Source organism: Tistrella mobilis (assembly GCF_041468085.1).
GTDB classification, from domain to species: domain Bacteria; phylum Pseudomonadota; class Alphaproteobacteria; order Tistrellales; family Tistrellaceae; genus Tistrella; species Tistrella mobilis_A.
Genome location: NZ_CP121014.1, coordinates 123485 through 148716, shown reverse-complemented (window position 1 = coordinate 148716; position 25232 = coordinate 123485). Strand labels below are relative to the sequence as shown.

The window sequence follows — 25232 nt, the reverse complement described above, 5'->3', positions numbered from 1 at the left end:
ACGTCCGATGACCCTGCACCGCTCGACCCTGCCGCCGGAGATCCTGGAGCGGATCCGGACCGGCACCGCGATTCCGGCGCACCCGCTGGCGCTGGACCGTGACCGGCGTTTCGACCGGCGCCGCCAGCGGGCGCTGACCCGCTATTATGTCGATGCCGGCGCCGGCGGGCTGGCGGTCGGCGTGCACACCACCCAGTTCGCGATCCGCGATGTGGGGCTGTACGAACCGGTGCTGAGTGCGGCCATGGCCGATGCGCGGGCCTGGACCGACCGGCCGCTGGTGATGGTGGCGGGCCTGGCCGGCCCCACCGGTCAGGCGGTGGCCGAGGCACGGACGGCGGCGGGGCTGGGCTATCATGCCGGGCTGTTGAGCCTGGCGGCGATGGCGGGCCAGGACACCGACGCGCTGATCGCCCATTGCGCCCGGGTTGCGGAAGAGATCCCGCTGATCGGCTTCTACCTGCAACCTGCGGTCGGCGGCATGTCGTTGGATGCCGATTTCTGGTCGCGGTTCGCGGCGATCGACAATGTGATCGCGATCAAGGTCGCCCCCTTCAACCGCTATCGCACGCTCGACGTGATCCGCGGCGTGGTCGCGGCGCGGGCGGAAGATCGGGTGACGCTCTATACCGGCAATGACGACCATATCGTGCTCGACCTGCTGACCCCGTTCACGGTGATGCGCGACGGCGCGCCGGTGACGCTGCGCTTCCGCGGCGGGCTGCTGGGCCATTGGTCGGTCTGGACCAGGCAGGCGGTTTTGATGCTGGAGCGTCTGAAGGCCGCAGCCGATGGCGGCGACGTGCCGGCCGATCTGCTGGCGCTCGATTCCCGCGTCACCGACTGCAACGCCGCCTTCTTCGACGTCGCGAACGACTTCCACGGCTGCATCGCCGGCTGTCACGAGATCCTGCGCCGCCAGGGCCTGCTGGACGGCATCTGGTGCCTGGACCCGGAAGAGGGGCTGAGCCCGGGCCAGGCCGCGGAACTCGACCGGGTGTGCCGGATGCATGCCGATCTGTCCGACGATGCCTTCGTGGCCGAAAACCTGGAGCGCTGGCTGTCATGACCGCAAACGCCGCCCGCATCGACACCACGCCCGAGCCGCTGATCCGGCTGAAGGGTGTGCGCAAGGTCTATCGCACCGGCACCCGCGAATTCGTCGCGGTCTCGGATGTGACCATGGATGTGAACGAGGGCGAGATGGTCTCGCTGGTCGGCCCCTCGGGCTGCGGCAAGAGCACCCTGCTCAAGATCCTGGCGGGGCTGCATGATGCCGAAGAGGGCGAGGTCCGCATCGGCAACGCCACCTCCGCCTTCACCCCCGGCCGCGATGTCGGCATGGTGTTCCAGCAGGCCCTGCTGCTGAAATGGCGCACCATCCTGCAGAACGTGATCCTGCCGGCGCAGATCCTGGGCCTGCCCCGGCGCGAGGCCGAGGCGCGGGCGCGCGAGCTGCTGGCCATGGTCGGCCTGTCGGGCTTCGAGACCAAATACCCTTACGAGCTGTCGGGCGGCATGCAGCAGCGCGCGGCCATCGCCCGGGCGCTGGTCCACGACCCCAAGCTGATCCTGATGGACGAACCCTTCGGTGCGCTGGACGCACTGACCCGCGAGAAGATGAATCTGGAGATGCTGCGGATCTGGGGGGAGAGCCGCAAGACCATCATCTTCGTGACCCATTCGATCCAGGAGGCCGTGTTCCTGGGCTCGCAATGCGCGGTGCTGACCGCCGGCCCTGCGCGGATGGCCGATCATTTCCCGATCGATCTGCCCCATCCGCGGACGCTGGACATGAAGGCAACGCCGGAATTCGGCGCCTATACAAAACGCATCTACCATCTGCTCGGCATGGGCTGATCCGCTCGCAGGCGACGCCCCGAGATGCTATCCCATGGGCGGGACCCACGCGGACGAGGGCGTTCATGGACAAGCTGGATGCGATGCAGGCCTTCACCAAGGTGGTGACGACCGGCAGTTTCGCCGAAGCCGGGCGCAAGCTGGGCCTCACCCGATCCGCGATCAGCAAGGCGGTGGCGGAGCTTGAACATCTGCTGGGCGCCCGGCTTCTGGACCGCACCACCCGCAGGGTGAGCCCCACCCATGCCGGCCGCGCCTATTACGAACGCTGCCTGGACATCCTGGCCGCGATCGACGAGACCGAATTGCAGGTGGCGCAGCTTCACGACCAGCCGCGCGGCACGCTGAAGCTGAACGCGCCCATGTCCTTCGGCACCCTGCATCTGGCCGAAGCGATCGCCGACTTCGCCGGGCTCTGGCCCGATCTCAAGATCGAGATGGTGCTGTCGGACCGGTTCGTGAATCCGCTGGAGGAAGGTGTCGACGTCACCATCCGCATCGGCCAGCTGGAGGATTCAAGCCTGATCGCCCGCAGGCTGGCCCCCTGCCGCCGGCTGCTGGTCGCAGCCCCGGATTATCTGGCCGCCCATGGCGTGCCCCAAAGCCCGGACGATCTGGCCCGGCATCGCTGCCTGGTCTATGGCCACAGCACCAGCCTGCAGAAATGGACCCTGACCGCCCCCGACGGCGGCACGATCCGCACCGATGTGAATGCCGCCATGTGCTGCAACAATGGCGAGGTGCTGCGCGCGGCGGCCGTTGCCGGCAACGGCATCACCTCGCTGCCCAGCTTCATCACCGGCCCCGACATCGCCGCCGGCCGGCTGGCGGTGGTGCTGCCCGACCATCCGCCCACATCGCTCGACATTTTCGCGCTCTATGCGCCCAACCGCTATCTGGCGGCGAAGTCGCGGCTGCTGATCGATTTCCTGGTCGCCCGTTTCGCCGGGGTGCCGGTCTGGGACCGGTTCGATGGGGGGACATGATCGCACCCTCTTGACGTTCATATCCGGGCGGCCGTTCATAGTCTGGCGGGAGTTGACGGAGGGGCACCATGGATCTGCAGACCATCCTGACCTTCACCATCGCCTTTTTCGTGTTCGCCGCCAGCCCCGGCCCCGACAACGTCACGATCCTGTCGAAGACCGTGGCAGACGGCCCGGCCCACGGCCTGGCCTATGGCGCGGGCGTGGTGACCAGCATTTTCGGCTTCGTGATCCTGGCTGCGATCGGCTTCAACGCGCTCGCCCAGGCCATGAACGAACAGCTGGCCTTCGTGCAGTATCCAGGCGCCGCCTATCTGGTCTGGATGGGCATCTCCATGTGGCGGGCCGCACCCGTGATCAAGCCGCGGGCGACCTCGGGCGGGGTATTCCGGCTGTACATCACCGGTTTCCTGCTCAATGTCAGCAACCCGAAGATGCCGATTTTTTATCTGGCACTGCTTCCGGGCGCGCTTGGCGTGCGGCCGCTGGGGGTGGCCGATACCGCCCTGCTGCTGGCGATCATCGCCGCGGTCGAGGTGGTGGTGGTGGGCGGCCATGTGCTGATCGGCATGAAGGCCCGCAACCTGCTGGACCGCCCGGCCCGGATCCGCGCGCTGAACCGCGGCGCCGGCAGCCTGATGATCGCGGCGGCGGCGGTGGTGGCGGCGCGCTGAGGCCGTCACTTTCCGACTTGCGATCGGGCGGCGTTCGGGCCAGAGCTAGGGTATATGCCCCGTCTGCCCAAGAGACCCGTCTGCCCAAGAGAGCTGGCCCATGTTCGCCATCGACAGCATCGATATGACCGACCCGCAGGCGCCGGCGCGCTTCCTCGCCTCTCTGCGCGATACCGGTTTTGCGGTGCTCCGCGCCCATCCGATCGATGCGGCGCTGATCCGGCGGCTGCATGACGGCTGGGCGCGGTTCTTCGCCGACCCCGCAAAACATCGCTGGACCCGCGCCCCGGGCAGCCAGAGCGGCTATTTCCCCTTCCGGTCGGAGAATGCCAAGGGGGTGGCGGTGAAGGACCTGAAGGAGTTCTTCCACGTCTATCCCGGCACGCCCCTGCCGCCAGAAGTTACAGACGACACCCGGGAAATATACCGGCAGCTGTCCGATCTGGGGACGACCCTGCTCGGCTGGCTTCAGGACGAACTGCCGGCGGCGATCCGCGACCAGCTGTCGGAGCCGCTGCCGGCGATGGTGGCGGGGTCGGACCGGTCGCTGTTCCGGGTGCTGAACTACCCGCCGGTCGGCGAGGATGCCGAACCCGGGGCGGTTCGGGCGGCGGCGCATGAAGACATCAACCTGATCACCCTGCTGGTCGCGGGCTCGGAACCGGGGCTGGAAGCGCGCGATACCGCCGGCCGCTGGCATGCCGTGCCCTGCGATGCCGGCATGATCGCGGTCAATGGCGGCGACATGCTGGCACTCGCCACCGCCGGCTATCTGCCCGCCACCACCCATCGGGTGGTCAACCCGACACGGGGCGACCACACCGCCCGCCAGTCCATGCCGATCTTCATCCATCCGCGACCTGAGGTACAGCTGGCACCGGAGAGAACCGCCGCCGACTATCTGGCGGAGCGGCTGCGCGAGATCGGGCTGGCCGGCTGACGCCGTCAGGCCGCCGACCGCGGCGAGCCGAAGCGGTTGCGGATGGCCTCGATCGCGGCCGGGCCGACATCCAGGATTTCGCCGGCCACTTCGACCGCCTGGTCCAGATCGCCGGCGCGGGCCGCGACCTGCAGGCGGCGGCCGGCATCCGACAGCTGCATCAGCCCGCAATTGCCGGCGGTGGAGATGATGTCGTGGCCGCTGCGGCGCAGGCGATCGAGATCACGGGCGGCGCAGGCCGCGCGCACCTCGTCGAGCTGCGCCACGCCGGCCGTGACGAAGCTTTTGACCAGATCGTCGAACTTCTCTGCCGACAGCACCGCGGCGACCTGATCGAGCGCGGTTTCATCGAGCACGGGTACGGCAGCCGCCCGGGGGGCCGGTGCGCTCCGCCGGCTGCCTTCGGCCGGACGGTCGGTGCACCAGCGCGCCACCACGGCCAGCAGGTCGTCCACCCGGAAGGGCTTGGCAAGATAGTCGTTCATGCCGACCGCCAGATATTCTTCGCGCATGCCCGCCATGGCGTTGGCGGTCAGCGCCACGATCGGCACCGGCGGCAGGCAGGCGGCCGCCTCGGCGGCGCGGATGCGGCGCGTGGCCTCGATACCGTCCACCACCGGCATCTGGATGTCCATCAGCACCACGTCGAAGCTGCCCCCGACAACCCGCATCTCCACCCCCTCGCCGTTCCCCGCCGTTTCGACCGCATAGCCCTGGCGTTCCAGCATCACCGTCGCCACGGTGCGGTTGGTGGCATTGTCTTCCACCAGCAGCAGGCGGCGGCCATGGCCGGGCCCTTCGGCCGGCACCGGTGCCATGCGATGGGCAGCGGCGGCGGCGGGGTCGAGCAGCCGGTGGACGAGCCCGGCAAATTCCCGCCGACGGATCGGCTTGTCCATCACCGCGTCGTAAACCTCCTCGTCCGGCACGGGCGTGCCGCAGCTGGCAGCGATGATCCGCACGGATGCCAGATCCGGATCGAGCCGCACCCAGCGCGCCAGCCGTGCCGCGCTGAGCCCGGTGAGGTTGAGGCCGGTGACCACAAGATCGACCGGCCGCTCGCCCGCAACGCTCATCTCAAGGATGATCAGCGCCTCTCCGGCCGATCCCACCTCGATGCAGTCCATGCCCAGCGCCTCGATCTGCCGGGCGATCATGCGGCGGGTGACCTCCACCGCATCGACCACCAGCGCGCGCCTGCCGGTCAACACCGGCAGGGCGGGCGCCATGCGCGCCGGATCGGCCGCGCGCTCCAGCCCGATCTCGACCGTGAACACCGAGCCCTCGCCCTCGCGGCTCTCGACCCCGATCGTGCCGCCCATCAGCGCGGTCAGATCACGGCAGATCGCAAGGCCCAGCCCCGTGCCGCCGAAGCGGCGGGTGACGGAGGCATCGGCCTGGGAGAAGGGCCGGAACAGCTGCTCCAGATGATCGGCCGCGATGCCGACGCCGGTATCTTCCACCCGGAAGCGCAACCGCCCGCGCCCCTCCGTATCGGCCAGGGCCGAGACCTCGATCGACACATGGCCGGCGGCGGTGAACTTGACCGCATTGCCTGCCAGATTGACCAGGATCTGCCGGATACGGGTGGGATCGCCGATCCAGCTGCCGACCGCCGACGGGTCGACCACGCCGGCCAGATCGATGCGGCGGTCCCGCGCCCGCGGCGCCAGGATCGCCACCACCCCGTCGACCAGATCCTCCAGATCGAAGGGCAGGCGCTCCAGCTCCATGCGGCCGGCTTCAAGCTTGGACAGGTCGAGAATATCGTCGATCAGCCCAAGCAGGCTGTCGGCGCTGTCGCGGGCAACCTCGGCATAGCGCCGCTGATCGGCATCGAGGGGGGTGCCGAGCAGGATCTGGAGCATGCCGGTCACACCGTTCATCGGCGTGCGGATCTCGTGGCTCATATTGGCGAGGAAGGCCGATTTGGCGGCATTGGCGGCATCCGCCTCTTCCCGCGCGCGGCGCAACTCGGCCATGGAGCGGTTGCGCTCGGTCATGTCGGCGATCGCGACCACATACATCGGGCCGTCACCGGTGTCGAAAGACCCGATCGAAACCTCGACCGGCACCGCAGCACCGTCGGCCCTGAGGGCGATCGCCTGATGGATCCTGCCGCAGCCATCAGCGATCGAGCCGCGGCACTCACTGTCGCCGGCAGCCTCCAGCCCTTCGGGCCTCGGCACCAGATGGCAGAAATTCTCGCCCACCACCTCATCGGCCCGGCGATCGAACAGGCGCTCGCCGGCCGCGTTCATCATCGTGACCTGGCCCTCGCCATCCAGCACGACGATGCCCACGCCCACCGTGCCGATCATCGCCTGCAACCGCGCCTCGCTTTCGCGCAGCCGGGCCTCGCGGATCCGGGCTTCGGTGACGTCGGCCGCCGTGATCACGCAACCATCCCCCAGCCGGACGGTCTGGATCATGACCCAGATGTCGCGGCCTGCGCGGTGGACCAGCTGATAAAGGCGCTCGGGACGGCCGGTTTCGACCACGCTGCGGGCACGGCGGAAGATCTCTTCCTCGCCGGGTAGCAGGCTCCCCCGCAGGGAGTTGCCGATCACTTTTTCGGCGCGCACCCCCGACAGCGCCTCGCCGGCCGCGTTGATCATGCTGAGGCGCAGATCGATCAGCCGCCCCGCCTCGTCACGCTCGGCCACATAGACGAAAACGGCGTTCAGCGATGCATCCAGAACGCCGGCGATGGTGGCATAGGCCTGCTCGATCTCCCGCCTTGCAGCGACGTCTTCGGTGACGTCGCGGCCCGATCCGCGATAGCCCTGGAACCGGCCGTCGGGCCCGAAGATCGGGTCGCCGCTGATCTCGATGGTGCGCACCACCCCCTTGCCATCGGCGATACGATAGGCGACACGGCGGAAGGGCCGGCGGCGGGCAACCAGCGCGTCATGGATCGCAAGGCCCGGATCATCCGGATCCACCGCCATCTCCCGGCGGCTCCGGCCGATGGCGTCCGTGGCCCCCAGACCCAGACGCTCGATCCCGCCCGAAATCTCGGTGAACCGGCCGTCGGTATCGGTCTGCCAGTACCAGTCGGCCGACAATTCGGTGATGGCGCGGAAACGTGCCTCACGCTCGCGGAGTTCGGCCGTCCGCATCCCGACCAGCCGCTCCAGCTCATCGGCTGCGGCCAGCCGGCGCGCATCATCGCGCAGCCGCCGTTCCAGCCGGGCCAGAAGCAGATAGGCCAGCAGGCCGGCGATGACCGCGAGGCCGAAATGGCTGGCCGCCACCCACCAGGGCGACAGAAGGTTCAACCGGTCGACGAAGACCGCGGTCGGCACAACATCGACACGCCAGTCCCGCCCGAAAAGGGTCACCGGCAGCCGGACCCGCATGTCGGCAAGCCCGGCCGGGCCGCTCAACTGCAGGATCGCGCCGCCGGCATGGTCGGTGACGTCGGAAATCATCACCATCAGGCTGCAGTCGCGCCCAAGGCCCGGGCCGAGAACACGGTCGACCGCCAGGGACATGATCAGCAGGGCATCCGCCGGTCCCTGCGATGCGCTGCGCATCGGCAGGGCCATGATCATGCCGGTCATCTCGTCGTCCGATCCGGACGGGTGCAGGATCAGGGGGGCACTGAGGGTCGGCGCACCGGTCGCCAACGCCGCCTGCGCCGCATCCCGGATCGCCGGGTCGGCCATCAGGTCCTGCCCGGCGGCAAGCCCGGCGGCAGCCCCGGGAGACAGGTATTCCACGATCAGATGCTCACCCTGCCGCCCCGGCAGGACCGGCTGTATATGGAAATCGTGGCGGCCTTCCCAGTGCTCGCGGGCCTGGAAGGCGGTGAGATCTGCCGTTGCGACCCGGCGCACGAAGCCGAGGGCGAGCGCACCCGGCAGTTCCTCGCGAAGATCGACCGCCTCGGCGAAGCGGCGGAAACGTTCCGCATCCAGGCCGCGCGACCCCACGGCGATCATGGCGCCACGGGCGCCGTGCAGCACATGTTCGACGCTGCGCAGCCGGCCGGTCAGCGTCTCGACGACCTCTTCGGCCGCCATATCAAGCCGGGCCCGGGTTTCGGCGCGGTTCTCGTCGCGCTGGACATACCAGGCATTGAGCGCGACAAGCAGCCCCGAGAACACCACGACGAGCGGCACGATGCGGACATACGGCAACCGGAGCATCCGTTGCCGGTGCCCCCGTTCCCTATTGCCCAACCAAGACCGACGCGCCATGCCGATGCCCCGCCTCTCTCGCCCCCCTTTTGTCCGGAAACCATCGCGGCAGGGCTGGCCTTTGTCCCGGTTTTGTAACCCGGAAGCGGTTAAGAAATTCTCATACGATGCCGTGTTTTCCGCAGGGTGGCCCTTCAGCCGGCGCAAGGCTCGTGGTAGAGCAAAGCCTCAGCTTTGAGGTGACGTCCGGAATGAAGACGCGATATCGCGACGTGGTGATCATCGGCGCCGGTGCCGCCGGCATGATGTGTGCGGCAGAGGCCGGGCGGCGGGGGCGCCGGGTGCTGGTCATCGATCATGCACAGACACCGGGTGAGAAGATCCGCATTTCGGGCGGCGGGCGGTGCAATTTTACCAATATTCATACCGCACCACGGAACTTCCTGTCGAACAACCCGCGCTTCTGCATTTCAGCGCTGTCGCGCTATACCTGCCAGGATTTCATCGCCCTGGTGCGCCGCCACGGCATCGGCTTCCATGAAAAGACCCTGGGTCAGCTGTTCTGCGATGACAGCGCGATGCAGATCATCACCATGCTGACCGACGAGATGGCGGCGGGCGGCGTGGATCTGGCGTTGTCCACCGGGGTGGAGACTGTGGAGGCGGCAGCCGATGGCGGCTTCCGGCTGCGCCTCGGCAACGAGACCGTCAGCTGCGCCTCGCTGGTGATCGCCTCGGGCGGGTTGTCGATCCCCAAGATTGGCGCCACCGGCTTCGGCTATGATCTGGCCCGCCGGTTCGGGTTGAGGGTGACCGAGACCCGGCCGGCGCTGGTGCCGCTGACCTTCGCACCCGAGGATCTCGCCCGCGTGAAGCCGCTCGCAGGGGTTGCGGTCGAGGCTCGTGTCGCCTGCGACGGCACGGGTTTCGACGAGGCACTGCTCTTCACCCATCGCGGGCTCAGCGGCCCGGCGATCCTGCAGATCTCGTCCTTCTGGCGCGACGGCCGCGACATCGTAGTCGACATGGCCCCCGGCACCGACGTCTTCGAGCTGCTGCGCCAGGCCCGCGCGGAAAACGGCCGGCAGGCGCCGGTGACGGTGCTCTCGCGCCTGCTGCCACGCCGGCTGGCGCAGCGCATCGCCGAGGATCACGGGGTGGAGACGGCCCGGCTGGCGGATCTGGCGGACAAGCGCCTGAAGGCGCTTGCCGATGCGGTCGGCGCCTGGCGGATCCGCCCGGCCGGCACCGAAGGCTATCGTACCGCCGAGGTGACGCTGGGCGGCATCGACACCCGCGATCTGGACCAGAAGACGATGATGGCGCGCAAACTGCCCGGCCTGCACTTCATCGGCGAGGTGGTCGACGTGACCGGCTGGCTGGGCGGCTATAATTTCCAATGGGCCTGGTCGTCGGGCTGGGCGGCAGGACAGGTGGTCTGAGGCCGGCCGGTCAGACCGCGGCCAGTTCTTCCACCCGGTTGCGCCCGCCGCGCTTGGCGGCATAAAGCGCGCGGTCGGCGCGTTCCAGGGCGGGGGTGAGGTCGGTGTCGTCGGCCGCGGGGAAGGCGAGGCCGATGCTGACGGTGATCGCGAGCCGTTCGCCCCCCACCAGAAAGCTGCCGGTTTCGACCGCGCGGCGAAGCCGTTCGGCGAAATGGCGGGCGGCATCGGGGTCGGCATGGCGCAGCAGGATCACGAATTCCTCGCCGCCGATCCGGGCCAGCAGGCTGTCTTCGGCCGGGCAGACATCGCGGATCAGATGGGCGAAGGTGGTGAGCACGGTGTCGCCCCCGGCATGGCCGTGGGCGTCGTTGATCCGCTTGAACCGGTCGATATCGGCGATGATCACGACCAGCGGCCGGGTGCGGGCCAGCCAGGGGCGGGCGCCTTCATGCAGGCCGCGGCGGTTGAACAGGCCGGTCAACGGATCGATCCGCGCTTCGCGGGCAAGGTCGGCCCGGGCACGTTCCCACAGCATGCCGGCAAGCGCGATGCACGAGATCACGCCCAGCAGGTTGTCGATCACGGAAACGATGACGATCACGGCCGTCATCGCCGATCCGCCGCCCTGCCAGATGACCAGCGCGGAGGCAAGGAAACTGAGACCGTAAAGACCGATGCAGAGGGTCATCACCGACCGTGCGACCGGCCAGCGCCCGGACAGGCCGGCATCACGACCGAGGCCACGCGCAAGAACATGAGTGTTCACGGCGTAGAGCACCGCCAGCAGAAGCGCGGACGTGGCCGCAACGGTGGCCGGCGGATGGCCGAGTTCGGTCGCCGCGACGTGGTGCAGCCCGGGAATCGCCCCGACGATCAGCGCCGGCCCCCGCCAGACCGGGCGGATCCCGTCGAAATAGCGCGTGCCCAGCCAGAAACAGGCGGGCGAGATGCCGCAGAGCAGGAAGACCGCGCCACCCGCCCAGGCGGACGGGTATTCGGTGGTGGGCAGCAGCATCATGCCGAGCAGGCCGAGCGAGACCAGGACATAGCCGGCCGCCCAGAGTGCAAGTTCCGGCGCGCGGCGATCGGCCAGCCAGAACAGGCTGAACACGATGGCGCCCGAGGCGTTGATGAACATGCTGCTCGCCAACAGGGTGTCGGGATCGAGAGGCATGGCGGCCTCGTCGGCGTCGGTTGCGGAGAGATGACGGAAACGTCGATCTTCGGCTTATAGCCCGCCCGGCGCAGCGAAGCCAGCGGCTTGCCGGCCGTGACGGGGATCCCCGAAGTTACAGGATCTCACGCGCAAGGGTCACGACGGCCGCCCCCACCAGCACCACCAGCGCCGCCGGGCGGTAGTGGCGGGCATCGGCCCGGCGGAAACCCGCCGCCCCGATCGCACTGCCGCCCACCACCAGCGGCAGGGCGGCCGCAGACATCACCAGCTCCGGCCAGCCGATCAGCCCGGCGAACCAGGCACTGGCACAGCCGGTGATGGCGGTGAAGAAGAAGAACACCATCAGCGTCGCGCGGATGATCCGCGGATCCCGCTCCGCCGCCAGCATATAGGCCACCACCGGCGGGCCGGGCATGGCGGCAAGCCCGGTGAACAGCCCCGCCACCAGCCCGACCCCCAGCCGGGTGATGCGGGCATGCAACAGGCCGCCCTTGCCCGCAGCTTCCGCCCGCGGCGGCCGCCAGGCGGCTGCGGCACCGAGCAGCACGATGCAGGCGATCACGATCCGGGTGATGTCGCCCGGCAGCGCCACCAGTGCCCAGGTGCCGAGCGGGGTGGCGATGGCAAGCCCGAGGGTCAGCCAGCCCATCAACTGCCAGTCCACCGCCCGCCTTTCGCGCACCGCATCGGCACTGCCGATCACCAGCTGGGTGAGCATCACCACCGGCACGATCATCCCGGGCGGCAGCACCAGCCCCGCAAGCGGCACGGCGGCAAGTGCGAAACCGAAACCGGTGAAGCCGCGCAGCAGCCCGGCCACGAAGATGGCAAGGCCGGCGCCGGCGAGGTCGGCGGGGGCGAGGTCGGCGGGTGCGAAGCCGAAGAGCAGATCTTCAGCCATGGTGCAGCAATGCGGGGCAAGGCAGGGGAGCGGCAGAAGACACGACAGATCGTCCCGGAAAGTGAGACGACATCATCCGTCGTGTTCTCCCGCCCCGCAAGCCCTGCCGGCACCTCACGCCGCCCGGAACACCGCATCCTTCAGCGGTACCGCCGCATCGGCGGCGCGGGGGCGGTCGATGACCAGGCCGGTGCCGATCAGGCGGCGGGCCATGGCGATGTCGCGGGGGGCGTTAAGGGCGATGACGGCGCAGAGGCGTTCGGCCGGGTCCAGCCAGAGCAGGCTGCCGCGGCCGGTTTCAGGACTGCCGCGCCGGATGGGCTGCACCGCCATGTCGGGCAGGCCCAGGATCTGGAGGTTGACGTCGTACTGATCCGACCAGAACCAGGGGGTTTCGGCCGACGGAACCGGGAGATTCAGGATCGCGCGCGCCGCCGTCTCGGCCTGGAGATTGGCCATCTGCCAGCTTTCCAGGCGGGCGGCGCTGCCCAGGGCGGGGTGCGGGGTGCGGGCCACGTCGCCGATGGCGAAAATCGCCGGGTCTTCGGTGCGGCCGGCCGGATCGGTCAGGATGCCGTCGGCGGTGGCGAGACCGGCGGCGCGGGCCAGATCGTCCTCGACCGTCAGACCGACCGCGACCACGGCCATGTCGGCGGCCAGAACCGCGCCCGAGGCCAGACGCGCCGAGACGCCGCCATCGGCCGGGGTCAGCGAGACCGGGGCGTCGCCAAGACGCAGATCCACCCCGCGGCGGGTATGGAGATCGGCCAGGATGGCCGAAACCACGGGCGGCAGCACCCGGCCGCAGAGCCGGGGGCCCGCCTCGACCAGGGTGACGTCGAGCCCCGTCTTGCGGGCGCTGGCCGCGACCTCCAGCCCCAGCCAGCCGCCGCCGATCACGAGCAGGGAGCGGGACCGGGCCATGCGCGCGCGGATCCCCCCGGCATCGGCGGCGGTGCGGATGGCGAAGATGTCGCGGCCATCGGGGGCAAGCCCCGGCAGCGCGCGGGCGCGACCGCCGGTGGCCAGGATCAGGGTTCCGTATGGCAGAACGTCGCCGGCATCGGTGGTCACCGTCTGCGCCGCCCGGTCGATGGCGGTAACGGTGGTGCCGAGGCGGAGCGTGATCGCCTGTTCGGCCGCGACGGCTTCGGACAGCACGACCAGCCGGTCGAAGGGGGTCTCGCCCAGCAGCAGACCCTTGGAGAGCGCCGGACGTTCATAGGGCGGCAGCGCTTCGCGACCGATCAGGGTGATGGGGCCGGTCGCGCCATGGCGCCTGAGGGCCAATGCCGCGGCCCCACCGGCCTGGCCGCCGCCGATGATCACGATCTGGCTCATCTTCATCTGCCTTTCAATTGGTCGCGAGCGCACGTGGGCGCCCGCTTTCGACCCCTGGCCCGCTTTTGCCCCATGGACACGGCAAGACCCTGGGGTATTGTGGCGGCTTGTTTCAGTGCAAGGGGGGCTGCCCCCGTTGCGGAACCACCGGATATCCCGAGACATGGCCGAGACCAGCGAGACCGCCCCGCCCGAAAAGCGCCGCCGCGCCCCCACGAAGCGTGTCAAGGACCGGCCTTTGACCGAGGCCGACTGGGTGGAGGCCGCGATCGACATCCTGGTGGACGAGAACGTCCGCGGCATCCAGCTGCACAAGCTGTGCGACAGGCTGGGCGTCACCAAGGGCAGCTTCTACTGGCACTTCAAGAAGCGCAGCGACCTGCTGGCGGCGATGCTGAACACCTGGCGCAGCCGGATGACGCTGAACGTCATCCGCAACGTCACCAAGGCGGGCCCGGCCGGGATCGAACGCCTGCGCCGCCTGCTGATCCTGCCCCGCCGCCCGAAATCCCAGGCCTTCGCCGCGATCGAGACCAGCATCCGCGACTGGGCGCGGCGGGTGGAAATGCCGCGCAAGGCGATCTGGGAGGTGGACCAGATCCGCATGAGCTTTTTCGAGCAGATCTTTCGCGACCACGGTTTCGACGAGGCCGAGGCGCGCAAGCGGTCCTACATCGCCTATTGCGCGATGATGGGCGACAGCGTGCTGCACAAGACGCTGGGCGACCAGGTGGCGGAGCAGGACTATATCGACAAGGTGATGGAGCTGCTGACGGCCCCCGCGGCGACGACACCGGACGGCGCCACCAGCAGCCCATCTCAACCCTGAGGCGCCTCGCGCGCCAGATCCAGCGCCACGTCGACGATCATGTCCTCCTGGCCGCCGACCATGCGGCGCCGGCCGAGTTCGGTCAGGATGCGGCGGACATCGACGCCATAGGTGGCGGAGGCGGTTTCGGCATGGCGCAGGAAGCTGGAATAGACCCCGGCATAGCCGAGGCTCAGCGTCTCGCGGTCTACCCTGACCGGCCGGTCCTGAAGCGGGCGGACCAGATCGTCGGCGGCATCCATCAGCGCATACAGATCGCAGCCATGCGCCCAGCCATAGCGGTCGGCGGTGGCGATGAACACCTCCAGCGGCGCATTGCCGGCACCGGCCCCCTGCCCCGCGAGCGAGGCATCGACCCGGATCGCGCCGCATTCGACCGCGACCACCGAATTGGCGACGCCCAGCGACAGGTTGTGATGGGCATGGATGCCGATCTGGGTTTCAGGCGCCAGCACCTCGCGGAAAGCCCGCACCCGGTCGGCGACACCGGCCATGGTGAGCGCACCGCCCGAATCGACCACATAAACGCAATGGGCGCCGTAGTCTTCCATCAGCTTCGCCTGCGCCGCCAGCTTATCGGGCGGGTTCATATGGCTCATCATCAGGAAGCCCGAGACGTCCATGCCCAGCTTGCGGGCATGGGCGATGTGCTGCTTCGCGATATCGGCTTCGGTGCAATGGGTCGCGACCCGGACCGAGCGCACGCCGGCGGCAAAGGCCCGCTCCAGATCATGAATGGTGCCGATGCCGGGCAGCAGCAGGGTGGTGAGCTTCGCGCGGGTGATCACCGAGGCCGCGGCCTCGATCCAGTCCAGATCGGTGGTGCGGCCGAAGCCGTAATTGAAGGACGAGCCCGCGAGCCCGTCGCCATGGGCGATCTCGATCGCATCGACGCCGGCCCGGTCGAGCGCGGCGGCGATCGCCGTCACCTGATCCAGCGTGTACTGATGGCGGATGGCATGCATGCCGTCGCGGAGCGTGACGTCCTGGACGTAGAGACGCAAGGGAGCGGTGGTCGCCGTGCTGTCGGTCGCAATGATGTCGGTCATGGGTCAGGCTGCCTTCTCGCGCCGCAGATCGACCAGGCGTTCGGCGGTCTTCAGCGCCGCCGAGGTCATGATGTCGAGATTGCCGGCATAGGCCGGCAGATAGTGGCCGGCGCCTTCGACCTCCAGGAAGACGCTGACCTTGAGGCCGGTGGCCGCCTCGGCGACGCCGGGGATGCGGAGCGGCGCGTTGTCGCCGATCACCTCGAACTGCACCGCCTGCTTCAGCCGGTAGCCGGGGACATAGGCCTGAACCTCGGCCACCATCTTCTCGATCGCCGTGCGGATCGCCTCGCGGTCATGGGTCTGCGCCAGGCAATAGACCGTGTCGCGCATGATCAGCGGCGGCTCCGCCGGGTTCAGCACGATGATCGCCTTGCCGGCACCGGCACCGCCGACCTCGCGGATGGCACGCGAAGTGGTCTCGGTGAACTCGTCGATATTGGCGCGCGTGCCGGGGCCGGCCGAGCGCGAGGAAATCGAGGCCACGATCTCGGCATAGGTCACGGGTGCGACGCTCGCCACCGCCGCCACGATCGGGATCGTGGCCTGGCCACCGCAGGTGACCATGTTGACGTTGGGGGCATCGCGCATGGCATCGAGATTGACCGGCGGCACCACATAGGGGCCGATCGCCGCCGGGGTGAGGTCGATCACCTGCTTGCCGTCGGCCTGAAGCAGCCGGTCGTGACGGGCATGGGCGCCGGCCGAGGTGGCATCGAACACGATGCCGATCTCAGGATAGACCGGCAGGGCCTGCAGCCCCTCGATACCCTCATGGGTGGTGGCGACGCCGAGCCGCGCGGCGCGCTTCAGCCCGTCGCTCTCGGGATCGATGCCGACCATGGCCGCCATCTCCAGCGTCTTCGACATGCGCATGATCTTGATCATCAGATCGGTGCCGATATTGCCCGAACCGATGATGGCGCATTTGACCTTGGTCATGGGTGTTTGTCTCCGAACACGAAGGAAAGCGGCGCGAAGCCCTGGATCTCGACGGTGCAGACATCGCCCGCCGCCACCGGCACCATGGGACCCAGGGCGCCCGAGAGCACGATGTCGCCCGCCTCCAGCGGCCGGCCGAGCTCCGCCATGCGCCGGGCCAGCCAGAGCGTGGCATTCAGCGGATGGCCGAGACAGGCGGCACCGACGCCGATTGAGGCCGGGCGGCCGTTCAGGGTCAGCACCATGCCGCCCAGGCGCAGATCGACATCGCCGATCCGCCGCGGTTCGGTGCCGAGCGCGAAGCCGCCGCCCGAGGCATTGTCGGCGACTGTGTCGGCGAGGCGGATGTTCCAGGCGGCAATGGCGCTGTCGACGATTTCGACCGCGGCATAGGCGCAGTCGATCGCCCCGGTCAGCCGGGTGAGGGAGATCTGCGGATCATCGAGCCGCCGGCCGATGACGAAGGCGATCTCGGCCTCCACCTTGGGCTGCATGAAGCGGCGGAGCGGCACGACATCGCCCTCGCCGAAGGCGTAATCGGCCCAGAGCGTGCCGAAATCGGGCTCGCCCACGCCCAGCTGGTCCTGCACGGCCTTCGACGTCAGGCCGATCTTGGCGCCGACCGGGCGGCGGCCGGCCTCGATCCAGCGGGCGGTGTTCAGCGCCTGTACGGCATAGGCCGCCTCGACATCGGCGATGCCGTGGCTTTCCCGCACCGGCGGGATCTGGGTCAGGGTCTCGCGGGCGGCGAAGATCGCTTCGGCCGCCGCCCGGATATCGGGGGTGATCTGGGTCATTCTGCGGCATCCGCTGCGGCCTGCCAGCCATTGCGGCGGGCGAAGGCGATATGGGTGGTGCGTTCGGCCCGGAAGGCCGCGAGATATTCGGCGACCAGCTGGTCGGCCAGTTCCCGCACGGGGACGACCCGGTCGGCGGAACCGACGCCCTGGCCGGCGCTCCAGACGTATTTCCAGGCCTTCACGCCCGAATGCATGTCGCCCGAGAAATCGATCTTCGCCTCGGCCTTCATGGCGTCGAGCGGGATGCCGGCCTTTTCGATCGAGGCCCGCATCCAGTTGCCGAGCGCGCCGGTGATGGCGCGGGACGCCACCAGATCCTCCATCCGGCTGTCGACCACCATCGCGCGGTAGTCGTCGGACACCAGGCTTTCGGGGGTGGCGATGAACCGGGTGCCCATATAGGCGAAATCGGCGCCGAGCAGTTCGACGGCACGCACGCTGCGGCCATGGCTGATGGCGCCACCGACCACGATCGGTCCGTCGAAAAAGCTGCGCACCTCGTCGATGAAGGCGAGCATGGCATATTCGCCGGTATGGCCGCCGGCGCCGGAACAGACCAGCACCAGCCCGTCGGCCCCCTTGTCGACCGCCTTGCGGGCGAAGCTCGCCGAATTGACGTCGGCGAAGACCAGACCGCCATAGCCGTGCACGGCATCGGTCACCCGATGCGGGCCGCCGAGCGCGGTGATGACCATGCCGGGCCGGAATTCCTGCACCAGCGCGATCTCCTCGTCGAAGCGGCCATAGCTCTGATGGGTGATCATGTTGAAGGCCCAGGGCGCCGGCCGCTCGCCCGCCGCGCGGGCGGCATCCAGCCGGGCGGCGATATCGGTGAACCAGGCGCGCAGATCCCCGATCGTCCGGCCGTTGGGCCCGGGCAGCGCGCCCATCAGCCCGGCCCGGCAGGCCTCGACCACCAGATCGGGGCCGGACACCAGGAACATCGGCGCCACGATCACCGGCAGGCGCAGCTGGTCCTTCAGCGATGCAACCCGGTTTGCCAGGTCATTGGTCATTTTCTTGATCTCCGGTTGCAATTGAGGCGGATCAGCCGCGCTTGCGCCGCCCGCCGCCGCGCACCTCCAGCCCGCCATCGGAGGGCAGGATCACCGCGGTCATGAAGCGCGAGGCCGTGCGGCTGGCGAGCAGGACATAGGCGGCGGCATGGTCTTCCGGCTCGGACAGGAAGCCCAGCGGCACGGTTTTGGCCACCATGCGGTCGAAGCCCTCGACCGCATCCAGACGGGTGGCCTCCGCCCCGGCCGAGGCGAGACCGCCAAGCCCGGTGCGGGTGCCGCCGGGGGCGACGGCATTGACCCGGATCTCGGGCGCCAGCTCGAAGGCGAGCTGGCGCACCGTGCCGACAAGGGCATGTTTCGAGGTGACGTAGAGCACCCCGCCGCCGCCGGCGTAGAAGGACGAGGAAGACAGCGTGAAGACGATCGACCCGCGCGCGGCCCGCAGCGGTTCCAACGCCGCCCGGGCGGCGAGCAGATAGCCCTTGACGTTGACGGCCACCAGCTCGTCGAAGCGCTCGGCGATCTCGGGTCCCGTCTGATCCTCGAACGGCACCGAGAAGTCGTAGACGCCGGCATTGGGCACCAGCACGTCCAGCTTGCCGAAGCGGTCGACCACGGTCGTCACCGCGCGGAGATTGTCGTCCCAGGACCGGACATCGCCGATCACCGGGGCCACCCGGTCGCCATGCGCCCCGACCAGATCATCGGCATCGGCCGCAGAGCGCACGAGCACGCCGACCCGCGCACCCTCGGCCACGAAGCGGTCGACCACCGCCCGGCCGATACCCTTGCCGCCACCGGTGACCAGCGCCGCCTCGCCTTCAAGGGCCATGCCCGTCATCACGCCGTCCTCCCAGAGATTGGAAAAATTGTGTCAGAAGAAGGTGTTCAGATTCTTGGACAGCAGGATGTTCTGCACGATCAGGATCCGGCGTTCGGCCAGGGTGATCCGATCGCCGTCCAGCTTCAGCAGATCTTCGCGGCGGCCGTGGATGACGTCCTGGTCCTTCTCGTTGCGATTGCGCACGTTCTCGAAGCACGAGAAGGCGCGCACCAGACCGGGGGTGCCGGTCTCGATCGCCTCGATATTGGTGACGATGTGCAGATGCCGGGTCGCCGGGTTGTCGGCCCAGGCCGAGGGCTGTTCATAGCGGGCGACCCGGACCTTGAGCATGGCGAAATCGTCGTCGAAATAGGACATCTCGCCATCGGTCCAGGGGCCGCGCTGATCCCCGCGCTTGCGGGTTTCCATCGCCGGCATCCAGTAGCGGATGCCGGGGTCGAGCAGGGTCAGCCAGTCGGCATAGGCCTCGCGGTCGAGCAGCCGCGCCTCGCGGTAATAGAAGCGCTCGATGCGGCGGAGCAGCGCATCGCCGACGGGGGTTTCGTCCAGCATGGGAACGGTTTGCACGGTCATCCTCGCCTCCCTCACTCGGCCGCCTGGGGCAGCGGTTTGGCCGGCGGCGCGGTCTCGGCGCGCTGCAGATCGCCCCAGCTGTCGAAGCGCATGAACTCGGCCCAGCGCTTGTAGAACTGGCGCTGATTGGCATCGTTGAGCGAGCCGCGATGGATGTGGCCGGGCAGGTCCGACTCGGACCAGGCGCTGTCCTGGCCCAGGCCGTAATGCAGCTTCTGATGCCGGGTCACCCAGCCCTGATTGGCCTTGGTGCAGTATTCCCAGTTCTCGCCGTCATCCATCTCGAACACGCCGCCGGGCGAGAAGGTGATCATGGTGCCCTTGCGGTACAGCTCCTTGATCCGCTCGGGCATGTTTTTGTTCACCAGCGTCCAGGTGTAGAGATCGATCCGGTCCGGCCCCTTGGGGTGCCAGACGCGGAAGGTCGCCTGCCCGGGCAGGAAGGAGAAATTGGGGAAGACGGTGCAGGACGACACGGCCCCCACCATCCGCGCCCTGACCTCGCCCAGCCGCGCCTTGACCGCCTCGTAGCGGCCCAGCACATAGTCGTTCAGCTCGGGGAAGCCCAGCGTGCGGGTGTTGCCGACCTTGTCGAGATTGGTCTCGATGCCATGGCCGTAGACGCTGGCCTGAAAGGCGCGCTCGTCATAGCGCGAGCCCAGATCGACGGCCCCGCCCAGGATCGCCTCGGCACCCGACTGATGGGTCCAGAAGGCGTGGAGGATGTCGCCGACGAAGTTTTCGGCCGGGAACTTCCAATTGCACTCGACGGTGGACTTCACGCAGCCGCCGATGAATTCGGTGCCGCCCTCGTCATTGTCGAGCATGACGTCGAGATACCAGGTGAACGGCCCGAAATAGTCTTCGAGCGACGGCGCCTCGGGATCGAAGGTGCCGAAGACCAGGCCCTTATAGCTTGCCACCTGGGCGACCGGGGTCAGGCCGATGGCGGATTTCTCGAAACCGGGATCCTTGTCGTAGACCTTGCCGTCGGTACCGTTCAGCCGGCCGTCGATGCCGAAGGACCAGCCGTGATAGTTGCAGATGAAGCCGCGGGCCTTTTTGCCGCTGTCCACCATGCACACCCGGTTGCCGCGATGCGGGCAGGAATTGAGATAGGCGCCGATGCGGCCATTGCGCTGGCGGACGACGATGACATCGTCCTCGCCCATATAGGTGCGCACGAAATCGCCGGGATTGGGGATCTGGCTTTCATGGGCCAGGAACAGCCAGGCCCGGCCGAAGATCTGCCGAAGCTCGGCTTCATAGATCGCGCGGTCGATGAAGACCCGGCGATCGACCTGGGCGCGGCTGTCGTCGACCAGATCGGCGAAATCGGGATAGCTGCCGGCCTTGGGATAGACCGGCCGCATGTCGGGGCGCGCCTTGGCGTCGCACATGACTTGTTCCTCCGAATGGCGGACCGAATGGGAGAGCTTGTGTTTTTTTGTGGCGCAGGCGCGCGTGTCGGGACCGTTCAGCCGAGGCTGGCGAAAACCGCGCCGTCGCGCAGTTCGGCCGCATAGGCGCGGAGCTTTCCGCAGCCCGCCGGCGCGTTGTGGACGCTGCCGTCGGTCAGGTCGAATTCCGCGAAATGAACCGGGCAGACCACCCGGCCATCCTCCACCCAGCCCTTCGACAGCGATTCCTCGGCATGCGGGCAGGTGTCGTCGAAGACATGGACCACGCCGTCGACCAGGGTTGCAGCAAGCGGCTTGCGGCCGTCGATCTCGATCTTCAGCACCTCGCCTTCGGCAAGATCGGCGGCGTCGCAGAGGCGGATCAGGGTGGTGTCGGTCATGGGGAGAGACCTCCTCAGGCGGCGGCGAGTTCGGCGAAACCCAGGCCGGTGATCCAGCCGGGAACCGGCAGATAGTCGATCACCCGGGCATGGCTGCCGCCCACCGCCCCCATGGCGCAGATGAAGGTGCGGATTTCCATGGCGCCATTGCCGCCCTGTTCCAGGATGGTGGCGTCGTCGAGCGCGATCAGCGCCTCGGCATCGCCGCGGGCGACGCAATCCAGCACCATCCGGTCGAAATCGGGGTTGATGCGCCCCATCTCGGCCGTGCCGACCCAATGGGAGATGCCGCCCGAGCCGATCACCACCACCCGTTCGTCGCCGGGATGGCTTTCGACCGCCCGGCCGATCTGGCGGCCCAGATCGAAGGCGCGGCGCTTGTGGATATAGGGGTCGACGCCGCAGGCCAGCATCACCGGCACGGTCTTCACCCCCGCATTGGGGGCGATCAGCAGCTGATGCGGAATGGCGATCGAATGATCGACCTGCATCGAGCGGCCGACCGTCCAGTCGAACCCTTCGGCGAAGCCCTGTTCGGCGATGTGGCGGGCGAGATCGCTATGGTTCTCGATGGGGCCGCGCTTCAGCCCGGGCAGCTGGTCGATCGGCCCGTCGACCTCGCCGGTCGCGATCACGTATTGCGGCAGGCAGTCGGTGCCGAACAGGATGTAGTGGTCGCAGCCGATGACGATGGCGGTGGTGGCCTGAAGCTCGCCGATCCGGCGGGCGATCGCCGCATAGGCGCCATAGACCGCCGCGGCCTCGGCCTCGCTGGCGGCCTTGGGGGCGGCATACATCACGGGGTCGTGGGGGACGACGAAACCGCCGACGATCCGGCTCATGACGGGGCTCCTCCGGTCGGGGTGGTGCCGCGCGGGCCGGTCGTCTCCCGGCCCTGCATGGCGCGAATGTAATCGGGGTTACGCCGGCCGGCCTGGAGCCAGAAGCCCCAGGTCAGCATGGTGTTGACGCCAAGATCGGCCAGCGCGCGAACGTCGTAGTCGCGGACCAGCGCCTTTTCCTCTGCGCTCAACCGGTAGCGGCCGAGATATTTTTCGGCATCCGCGGCAAAGGCCTCGCGGTTCTGGCGGCTGGTCGACAGGTCGTAGAGCAGCTTTTCGAGCACGTCGCGGCTCATGGGGGTGGCCCTCCTTGAAGCCTGGCCGCCGGATCAGTCGCGGGCCATGAATTCGGTGACGAGATCAAGGAAGCGGGCCTCGCGCTCGATCTGCACCCAATGGCCGCACTGGCCGAAGGAATGCAGCTCGGAATTCGGCACCGACCGGTGCATGTCCAGCGCCCGCTCGAACGGCACCACCCGGTCTTCGCGGCCATGCAGGATCAGCGCAGGGTGGCGGAGCGTCGCCAGCGCCTTGAGCGGGATGCCCCGCACCGTCGGCCGCTCGTCGCCGGTGGGGGCCGGCATCAGCTTGCGGAAGGCTTCAAGCGCCCCCGGCTGGGTGGCCGCCTCGAACCGGCGCTGGATCAGCTCTTCGGTGATGATGCTGTCGTCATAGGGGAAGAAGCTGACCGCGCGGCGCATGCCCTCGATCGTGCCGTCGAATTCCAGCTGCGCCCGCAGGCCGTCGGTCATCGGGAATTCGCCGCAGGGGGTGCCGAGCAGGACCAGCCGGTCGATACGGGCGGGATGCGACAGCGCGGTCGCAAGCCCCAGCGCGCCGCCGAAGGAATTGCCCACCACGCTCACCTTCTCAAGGCCCAGCGCATCCAGGATGCCGATGAAATGCGCAACCCAGAGCTTGATGTCGTAGCGCGCATCGGGCTTGAGTTCGGTCATGCCGAAACCGGCGATATCGGGGGCGATGACGTGGAAATGCCGGGCGAGATCCGGGATCACCTTCGACCAGTTGGCCGCGGCCGAGACACCGGCGCCGGAACCGTGGAGCAGCACCACCGGGCGGCCCTGGCCGGCCTCGTGCAGATTGGTGCGGTGATCATGGGCCTGGATGGTGCGGGTCACGACCTGGATGGCGGCAGGGGCCTGAGCATTCATCTGTGCAGTTCCTTTTCAGTACCTGAAGGTATGGAAGAGACGCAACCCCATGGTCGGGGACATGACAAAGGGCAGGATCGGCTAGCGCATCAGCTGCGGCAGGGCCAGCGACAGCCAGGGCACGAACAGGATGAGGGCAAGCCGGACGATATCGGCGGCGATGAAGGGCATGACCCCGCGGAACACCGAGGCCAGCCGGACATCGGGCAGCACCGCGCGCAGCACGAAGACGTTGAGGCCGATCGGCGGGGTGATCAGGCTGATCTCGGTCACCACCACCACCACGATGCCGAACCAGATCAGGTCGTAGCCCAGGCTCGCGACCAGCGGATAGAACACCGGCACGGTCAGCAGCATCATCGACATGCTTTCCAGCACGCAGCCCAGCACCAGATAGACGCCGATGATCGCCAGGATCACCACCAGCGGCGGCACGTCCAGAGCCCCGATCCAGGCGACCAGCGCCTGGGGGACGCTTGCCACATTGATCAGATTGGCGAAGAGGAAGGCGCCGATCAGGATCGCGATCAGGGCGACGGTGGTATGGGCGGCATCGGTCAGCGCATCGCGGATCATGGAGAACGTCGCCCGGCCACGGGCGGCGGTGATGAGCAGGGCGCCGACCGCGCCGATGCCGGCGCTTTCGGTGGGCGAGAAGAACCCGCCATAGATGCCGCCCATCACGATGAAGAACAGCAGACCCGTGGCCCAGACATCGCGCAGCGCCCTCAGCCGTTCAGCCAGCGGCATCCGGTCCGCCGCCGGCCCGGCGGTGCGGTCGAACGTGGTGACCGCCACCACCGCCGCGGCATAGAACAGGATGCCGACCACACCCGGCAGAAGCCCGGCGATGAACAGCTGGCCGATATCGGTCTCGGTCAGGATGCCGTAGAAGACCAGCGCGATCGAAGGCGGGATCAGGATGCCGAGCGTGCCGCCGGCCGCGATCGAGCCCGAGGCCAGCGCATCGCTGTAGCCGTATTTTTTCATCGGCGGATAGGCGACCCGCGACATGGTGGCCGCGGTGGCGAGGCTGGAGCCGCAGACCGCCCCGAAGCCGCCGCAGGCGACGACGGTGGCGACCGCGAGCCCGCCCCGGCGATGGCCGACCAGGGCATGGCAGGCCCGGTAGAGCTCCTCGGCGATGCCCGACCGGCTGATGAAGGCGCCCATCAGGATGAACAGCGGGATGACCGCGAATTCATAGGTGAGCACCGTCTCGGTGGCGATGATGCCGATCTGCGACAGCGCCGGGCCGATGCCCTGATAGACCGCAAGCCCGCCGATGCCGACCAGGCCGGTGGCGGCCGCGATCGGTGTGCGCAGCAGCAGCAGCGCGAACAGGATCAGGAAAGCGATGGTGACGATCATCCGACCTGCTCCGCTTTGCCGGCCCCGGCGGGGGGCGTGATGTCACGGCCGGTCAGCGACAGCCAGCCCCGGGCCAGGTGGCCGGCCAGCGCCACCCAGGCAAGCACCGCGATGGCATAGAGCGGCACATGCTTCGGAACCGGCAGGAAGAGAAAGGTCTCGCCATAGGCCATGGAGGTGCCGGCCTGGCGGGTGATCCAGGCGGCGACCAGCCCCCAGAACAGAGCCTCCACCAGCCAGACCAGGCCGCCCCGGGCCGCATCGAACCGTGGCCAGCGCCGGTAGCGATCTTCCAGCAGGTCGATCGCGATATGACCGCGATGCAGCTGGGTGGCATAGAGCCCGGCATAGGTGGCAAGGCCCAGCAGCACGCCGATCATCTCGTAGGCGAAGCCCAGCGGCGCGTTGAACAGCACCCGGCCGGCGACGTCGACGAAGGTGACCAGGGCCATGAGCATCAGCGTGCCCATGGCGATCCGGTCGGTCAGGCCGCGCACCATGCGGATCAGGGCGATCATGGC

Annotated in this window: 24 protein-coding genes; 7 read left to right on the top strand and 17 right to left on the bottom strand. The window is 68.4% G+C overall.

Going from position 1 to position 25232, the window contains the following annotated elements; translation table 11 throughout:
• Positions 1–7 precede the first annotated feature (7 nt).
• The 5 genes from P7L68_RS00615 (at position 8) to P7L68_RS00595 (ending at position 4460) form a co-directional block, all read left to right on the top strand.
• Positions 8–1069, top strand: coding sequence for a dihydrodipicolinate synthase family protein (locus tag P7L68_RS00615; protein ID WP_371999066.1), 1062 nt, complete (start codon positions 8–10; stop codon positions 1067–1069).
• Positions 1066–1860 carry an ABC transporter ATP-binding protein gene (locus tag P7L68_RS00610; protein WP_371999065.1) on the top strand — a complete coding sequence of 265 codons (795 nt, stop codon included), beginning with the start codon at positions 1066–1068 and terminating at the stop codon, positions 1858–1860. Before P7L68_RS00615 ends, P7L68_RS00610 begins: the two co-directional genes overlap by 4 nt.
• Positions 1861–1925: 65 nt before the next feature.
• Positions 1926–2846 carry a LysR family transcriptional regulator gene (locus tag P7L68_RS00605; RefSeq protein WP_371999064.1) on the top strand — a complete coding sequence of 307 codons (921 nt, stop codon included), beginning with the start codon at positions 1926–1928 and terminating at the stop codon, positions 2844–2846.
• A 68-nt stretch (positions 2847–2914) separates the two neighbouring features.
• Complete coding sequence (locus P7L68_RS00600) at positions 2915–3520, top strand: LysE family translocator (protein ID WP_371999063.1); 606 nt, start codon at positions 2915–2917, stop codon at positions 3518–3520.
• A 100-nt stretch (positions 3521–3620) separates the two neighbouring features.
• On the top strand, positions 3621–4460 hold the full coding sequence (locus P7L68_RS00595) for an isopenicillin N synthase family dioxygenase (protein ID WP_371999062.1): 840 nt from the start codon (positions 3621–3623) through the stop codon (positions 4458–4460).
• Positions 4461–4465: 5 nt separating this feature from the next.
• Here P7L68_RS00595 and P7L68_RS00590 read toward each other — a convergent pair whose 3' ends face one another.
• A complete protein-coding gene (locus P7L68_RS00590) occupies positions 4466–8614 on the bottom strand; it encodes a PAS domain S-box protein (protein ID WP_371999061.1) in 4149 nt (1382 codons plus the stop codon).
• Between the two features lie 242 nt (positions 8615–8856).
• Between P7L68_RS00590 and P7L68_RS00585 the strand changes: the two genes are divergently transcribed.
• Entirely contained in the window at positions 8857–10047 is a 1191-nt protein-coding gene (locus tag P7L68_RS00585) for an NAD(P)/FAD-dependent oxidoreductase (RefSeq protein ID WP_371999060.1), read from the top strand.
• 10 nt (positions 10048–10057) lie between these two features.
• Here the strand turns inward: P7L68_RS00585 and P7L68_RS00580 are convergent, their stop codons facing one another.
• The 3 genes from P7L68_RS00580 to P7L68_RS00570 form a co-directional block, all read right to left on the bottom strand.
• Positions 10058–11224, bottom strand: a complete 1167-nt coding sequence (locus P7L68_RS00580; RefSeq protein ID WP_371999059.1) for a GGDEF domain-containing protein — start codon at positions 11222–11224, stop codon at positions 10058–10060.
• A gap of 115 nt (positions 11225–11339) precedes the next feature.
• The gene (locus P7L68_RS00575; protein WP_371999058.1) at positions 11340–12128 is read right to left on the bottom strand and encodes a sulfite exporter TauE/SafE family protein; all 789 of its coding nucleotides are present in this window, start codon (positions 12126–12128) and stop codon (positions 11340–11342) included.
• Between the two features lie 114 nt (positions 12129–12242).
• Positions 12243–13469 (bottom strand): NAD(P)/FAD-dependent oxidoreductase, encoded by a 1227-nt coding sequence (locus P7L68_RS00570; RefSeq protein ID WP_371999057.1) that lies wholly within the window; start codon positions 13467–13469, stop codon positions 12243–12245.
• A 163-nt stretch (positions 13470–13632) separates the two neighbouring features.
• On the opposite strand from P7L68_RS00570, the gene P7L68_RS00565 reads away from it, so the two are divergent.
• Positions 13633–14298 carry a TetR/AcrR family transcriptional regulator gene (locus tag P7L68_RS00565; RefSeq protein WP_371999056.1) on the top strand — a complete coding sequence of 222 codons (666 nt, stop codon included), beginning with the start codon at positions 13633–13635 and terminating at the stop codon, positions 14296–14298.
• Here P7L68_RS00565 and dmpG read toward each other — a convergent pair.
• The 13 genes from dmpG to P7L68_RS00500 all read right to left on the bottom strand — a co-directional run bounded on the left by dmpG (position 14289) and on the right by P7L68_RS00500 (position 25229).
• A complete protein-coding gene (gene dmpG / locus P7L68_RS00560; protein WP_371999055.1) occupies positions 14289–15347 on the bottom strand; it encodes a 4-hydroxy-2-oxovalerate aldolase in 1059 nt (352 codons plus the stop codon). The two genes, P7L68_RS00565 and dmpG, sit on opposite strands and share 10 nt — an antisense overlap.
• Positions 15348–15350: 3 nt before the next feature.
• On the bottom strand, positions 15351–16289 hold the full coding sequence (locus tag P7L68_RS00555; protein ID WP_371999054.1) for an acetaldehyde dehydrogenase (acetylating): 939 nt from the start codon (positions 16287–16289) through the stop codon (positions 15351–15353).
• The gene (locus P7L68_RS00550) at positions 16286–17077 is read right to left on the bottom strand and encodes a 2-keto-4-pentenoate hydratase (protein WP_371999251.1); all 792 of its coding nucleotides are present in this window, start codon (positions 17075–17077) and stop codon (positions 16286–16288) included. Before P7L68_RS00550 ends, P7L68_RS00555 begins: the two co-directional genes overlap by 4 nt.
• A 5-nt stretch (positions 17078–17082) precedes the next feature.
• The gene (locus P7L68_RS00545; protein WP_371999053.1) at positions 17083–18105 is read right to left on the bottom strand and encodes an NAD(P)H-dependent flavin oxidoreductase; all 1023 of its coding nucleotides are present in this window, start codon (positions 18103–18105) and stop codon (positions 17083–17085) included.
• 31 nt (positions 18106–18136) lie between these two features.
• Positions 18137–18949, bottom strand: coding sequence for a 3-(cis-5,6-dihydroxycyclohexa-1,3-dien-1-yl)propanoate dehydrogenase (gene hcaB, locus P7L68_RS00540; protein WP_371999052.1), 813 nt, complete (start codon positions 18947–18949; stop codon positions 18137–18139).
• Positions 18950–18982: 33 nt separating this feature from the next.
• Positions 18983–19525, bottom strand: coding sequence for a 3-phenylpropionate/cinnamic acid dioxygenase subunit beta (locus P7L68_RS00535; protein WP_371999051.1), 543 nt, complete (start codon positions 19523–19525; stop codon positions 18983–18985).
• A gap of 11 nt (positions 19526–19536) precedes the next feature.
• Positions 19537–20925, bottom strand: coding sequence for an aromatic ring-hydroxylating dioxygenase subunit alpha (locus P7L68_RS00530; RefSeq protein ID WP_371999050.1), 1389 nt, complete (start codon positions 20923–20925; stop codon positions 19537–19539).
• 77 nt (positions 20926–21002) lie between these two features.
• Positions 21003–21326 (bottom strand): Rieske (2Fe-2S) protein, encoded by a 324-nt coding sequence (locus tag P7L68_RS00525; protein WP_371999049.1) that lies wholly within the window; start codon positions 21324–21326, stop codon positions 21003–21005.
• Positions 21327–21340: 14 nt separating this feature from the next.
• Positions 21341–22168 carry a protocatechuate 3,4-dioxygenase gene (locus P7L68_RS00520; protein WP_371999048.1) on the bottom strand — a complete coding sequence of 276 codons (828 nt, stop codon included), beginning with the start codon at positions 22166–22168 and terminating at the stop codon, positions 21341–21343.
• Positions 22165–22464, bottom strand: a complete 300-nt coding sequence (locus tag P7L68_RS00515) for a hypothetical protein (protein ID WP_371999047.1) — start codon at positions 22462–22464, stop codon at positions 22165–22167. Before P7L68_RS00515 ends, P7L68_RS00520 begins: the two co-directional genes overlap by 4 nt.
• A 33-nt stretch (positions 22465–22497) precedes the next feature.
• Positions 22498–23340, bottom strand: a complete 843-nt coding sequence (locus tag P7L68_RS00510) for an alpha/beta fold hydrolase (protein ID WP_371999046.1) — start codon at positions 23338–23340, stop codon at positions 22498–22500.
• A gap of 81 nt (positions 23341–23421) precedes the next feature.
• Entirely contained in the window at positions 23422–24711 is a 1290-nt protein-coding gene (locus P7L68_RS00505) for a TRAP transporter large permease (protein ID WP_371999045.1), read from the bottom strand.
• The gene (locus P7L68_RS00500) at positions 24708–25229 is read right to left on the bottom strand and encodes a TRAP transporter small permease (protein WP_371999044.1); all 522 of its coding nucleotides are present in this window, start codon (positions 25227–25229) and stop codon (positions 24708–24710) included. Before P7L68_RS00500 ends, P7L68_RS00505 begins: the two co-directional genes overlap by 4 nt.
• Positions 25230–25232 lie beyond the last annotated feature (3 nt).

Coding starts and splice junctions, on each gene's coding strand:
- dmpG (WP_371999055.1), bottom strand. CDS start 15,347: ATGACCGACATCATTGCGACCGACAGCACGGCGACCACCGCTCCCTTG.
- P7L68_RS00515 (WP_371999047.1), bottom strand. CDS start 22,464: ATGAGCCGCGACGTGCTCGAAAAGCTGCTCTACGACCTGTCGACCAGC.
- P7L68_RS00610 (WP_371999065.1), top strand. CDS start 1,066: ATGACCGCAAACGCCGCCCGCATCGACACCACGCCCGAGCCGCTGATC.
- P7L68_RS00570 (WP_371999057.1), bottom strand. CDS start 13,469: ATGAGCCAGATCGTGATCATCGGCGGCGGCCAGGCCGGTGGGGCCGCG.
- P7L68_RS00535 (WP_371999051.1), bottom strand. CDS start 19,525: ATGACCGTGCAAACCGTTCCCATGCTGGACGAAACCCCCGTCGGCGAT.
- P7L68_RS00520 (WP_371999048.1), bottom strand. CDS start 22,168: ATGAGCCGGATCGTCGGCGGTTTCGTCGTCCCCCACGACCCCGTGATG.
- P7L68_RS00605 (WP_371999064.1), top strand. CDS start 1,926: ATGGACAAGCTGGATGCGATGCAGGCCTTCACCAAGGTGGTGACGACC.
- hcaB (WP_371999052.1), bottom strand. CDS start 18,949: ATGACGGGCATGGCCCTTGAAGGCGAGGCGGCGCTGGTCACCGGTGGC.
- P7L68_RS00530 (WP_371999050.1), bottom strand. CDS start 20,925: ATGTGCGACGCCAAGGCGCGCCCCGACATGCGGCCGGTCTATCCCAAG.
- P7L68_RS00595 (WP_371999062.1), top strand. CDS start 3,621: ATGTTCGCCATCGACAGCATCGATATGACCGACCCGCAGGCGCCGGCG.
- P7L68_RS00590 (WP_371999061.1), bottom strand. CDS start 8,614: ATGCTCCGGTTGCCGTATGTCCGCATCGTGCCGCTCGTCGTGGTGTTC.
- P7L68_RS00565 (WP_371999056.1), top strand. CDS start 13,633: ATGGCCGAGACCAGCGAGACCGCCCCGCCCGAAAAGCGCCGCCGCGCC.
- P7L68_RS00600 (WP_371999063.1), top strand. CDS start 2,915: ATGGATCTGCAGACCATCCTGACCTTCACCATCGCCTTTTTCGTGTTC.
- P7L68_RS00505 (WP_371999045.1), bottom strand. CDS start 24,711: ATGATCGTCACCATCGCTTTCCTGATCCTGTTCGCGCTGCTGCTGCTG.
- P7L68_RS00555 (WP_371999054.1), bottom strand. CDS start 16,289: ATGACCAAGGTCAAATGCGCCATCATCGGTTCGGGCAATATCGGCACC.
- P7L68_RS00615 (WP_371999066.1), top strand. CDS start 8: ATGACCCTGCACCGCTCGACCCTGCCGCCGGAGATCCTGGAGCGGATC.
- P7L68_RS00545 (WP_371999053.1), bottom strand. CDS start 18,105: ATGACCAATGACCTGGCAAACCGGGTTGCATCGCTGAAGGACCAGCTG.
- P7L68_RS00500 (WP_371999044.1), bottom strand. CDS start 25,229: ATGATCGCCCTGATCCGCATGGTGCGCGGCCTGACCGACCGGATCGCC.
- P7L68_RS00575 (WP_371999058.1), bottom strand. CDS start 12,128: ATGGCTGAAGATCTGCTCTTCGGCTTCGCACCCGCCGACCTCGCCCCC.
- P7L68_RS00585 (WP_371999060.1), top strand. CDS start 8,857: ATGAAGACGCGATATCGCGACGTGGTGATCATCGGCGCCGGTGCCGCC.
- P7L68_RS00580 (WP_371999059.1), bottom strand. CDS start 11,224: ATGCCTCTCGATCCCGACACCCTGTTGGCGAGCAGCATGTTCATCAAC.
- P7L68_RS00510 (WP_371999046.1), bottom strand. CDS start 23,340: ATGAATGCTCAGGCCCCTGCCGCCATCCAGGTCGTGACCCGCACCATC.
- P7L68_RS00525 (WP_371999049.1), bottom strand. CDS start 21,326: ATGACCGACACCACCCTGATCCGCCTCTGCGACGCCGCCGATCTTGCC.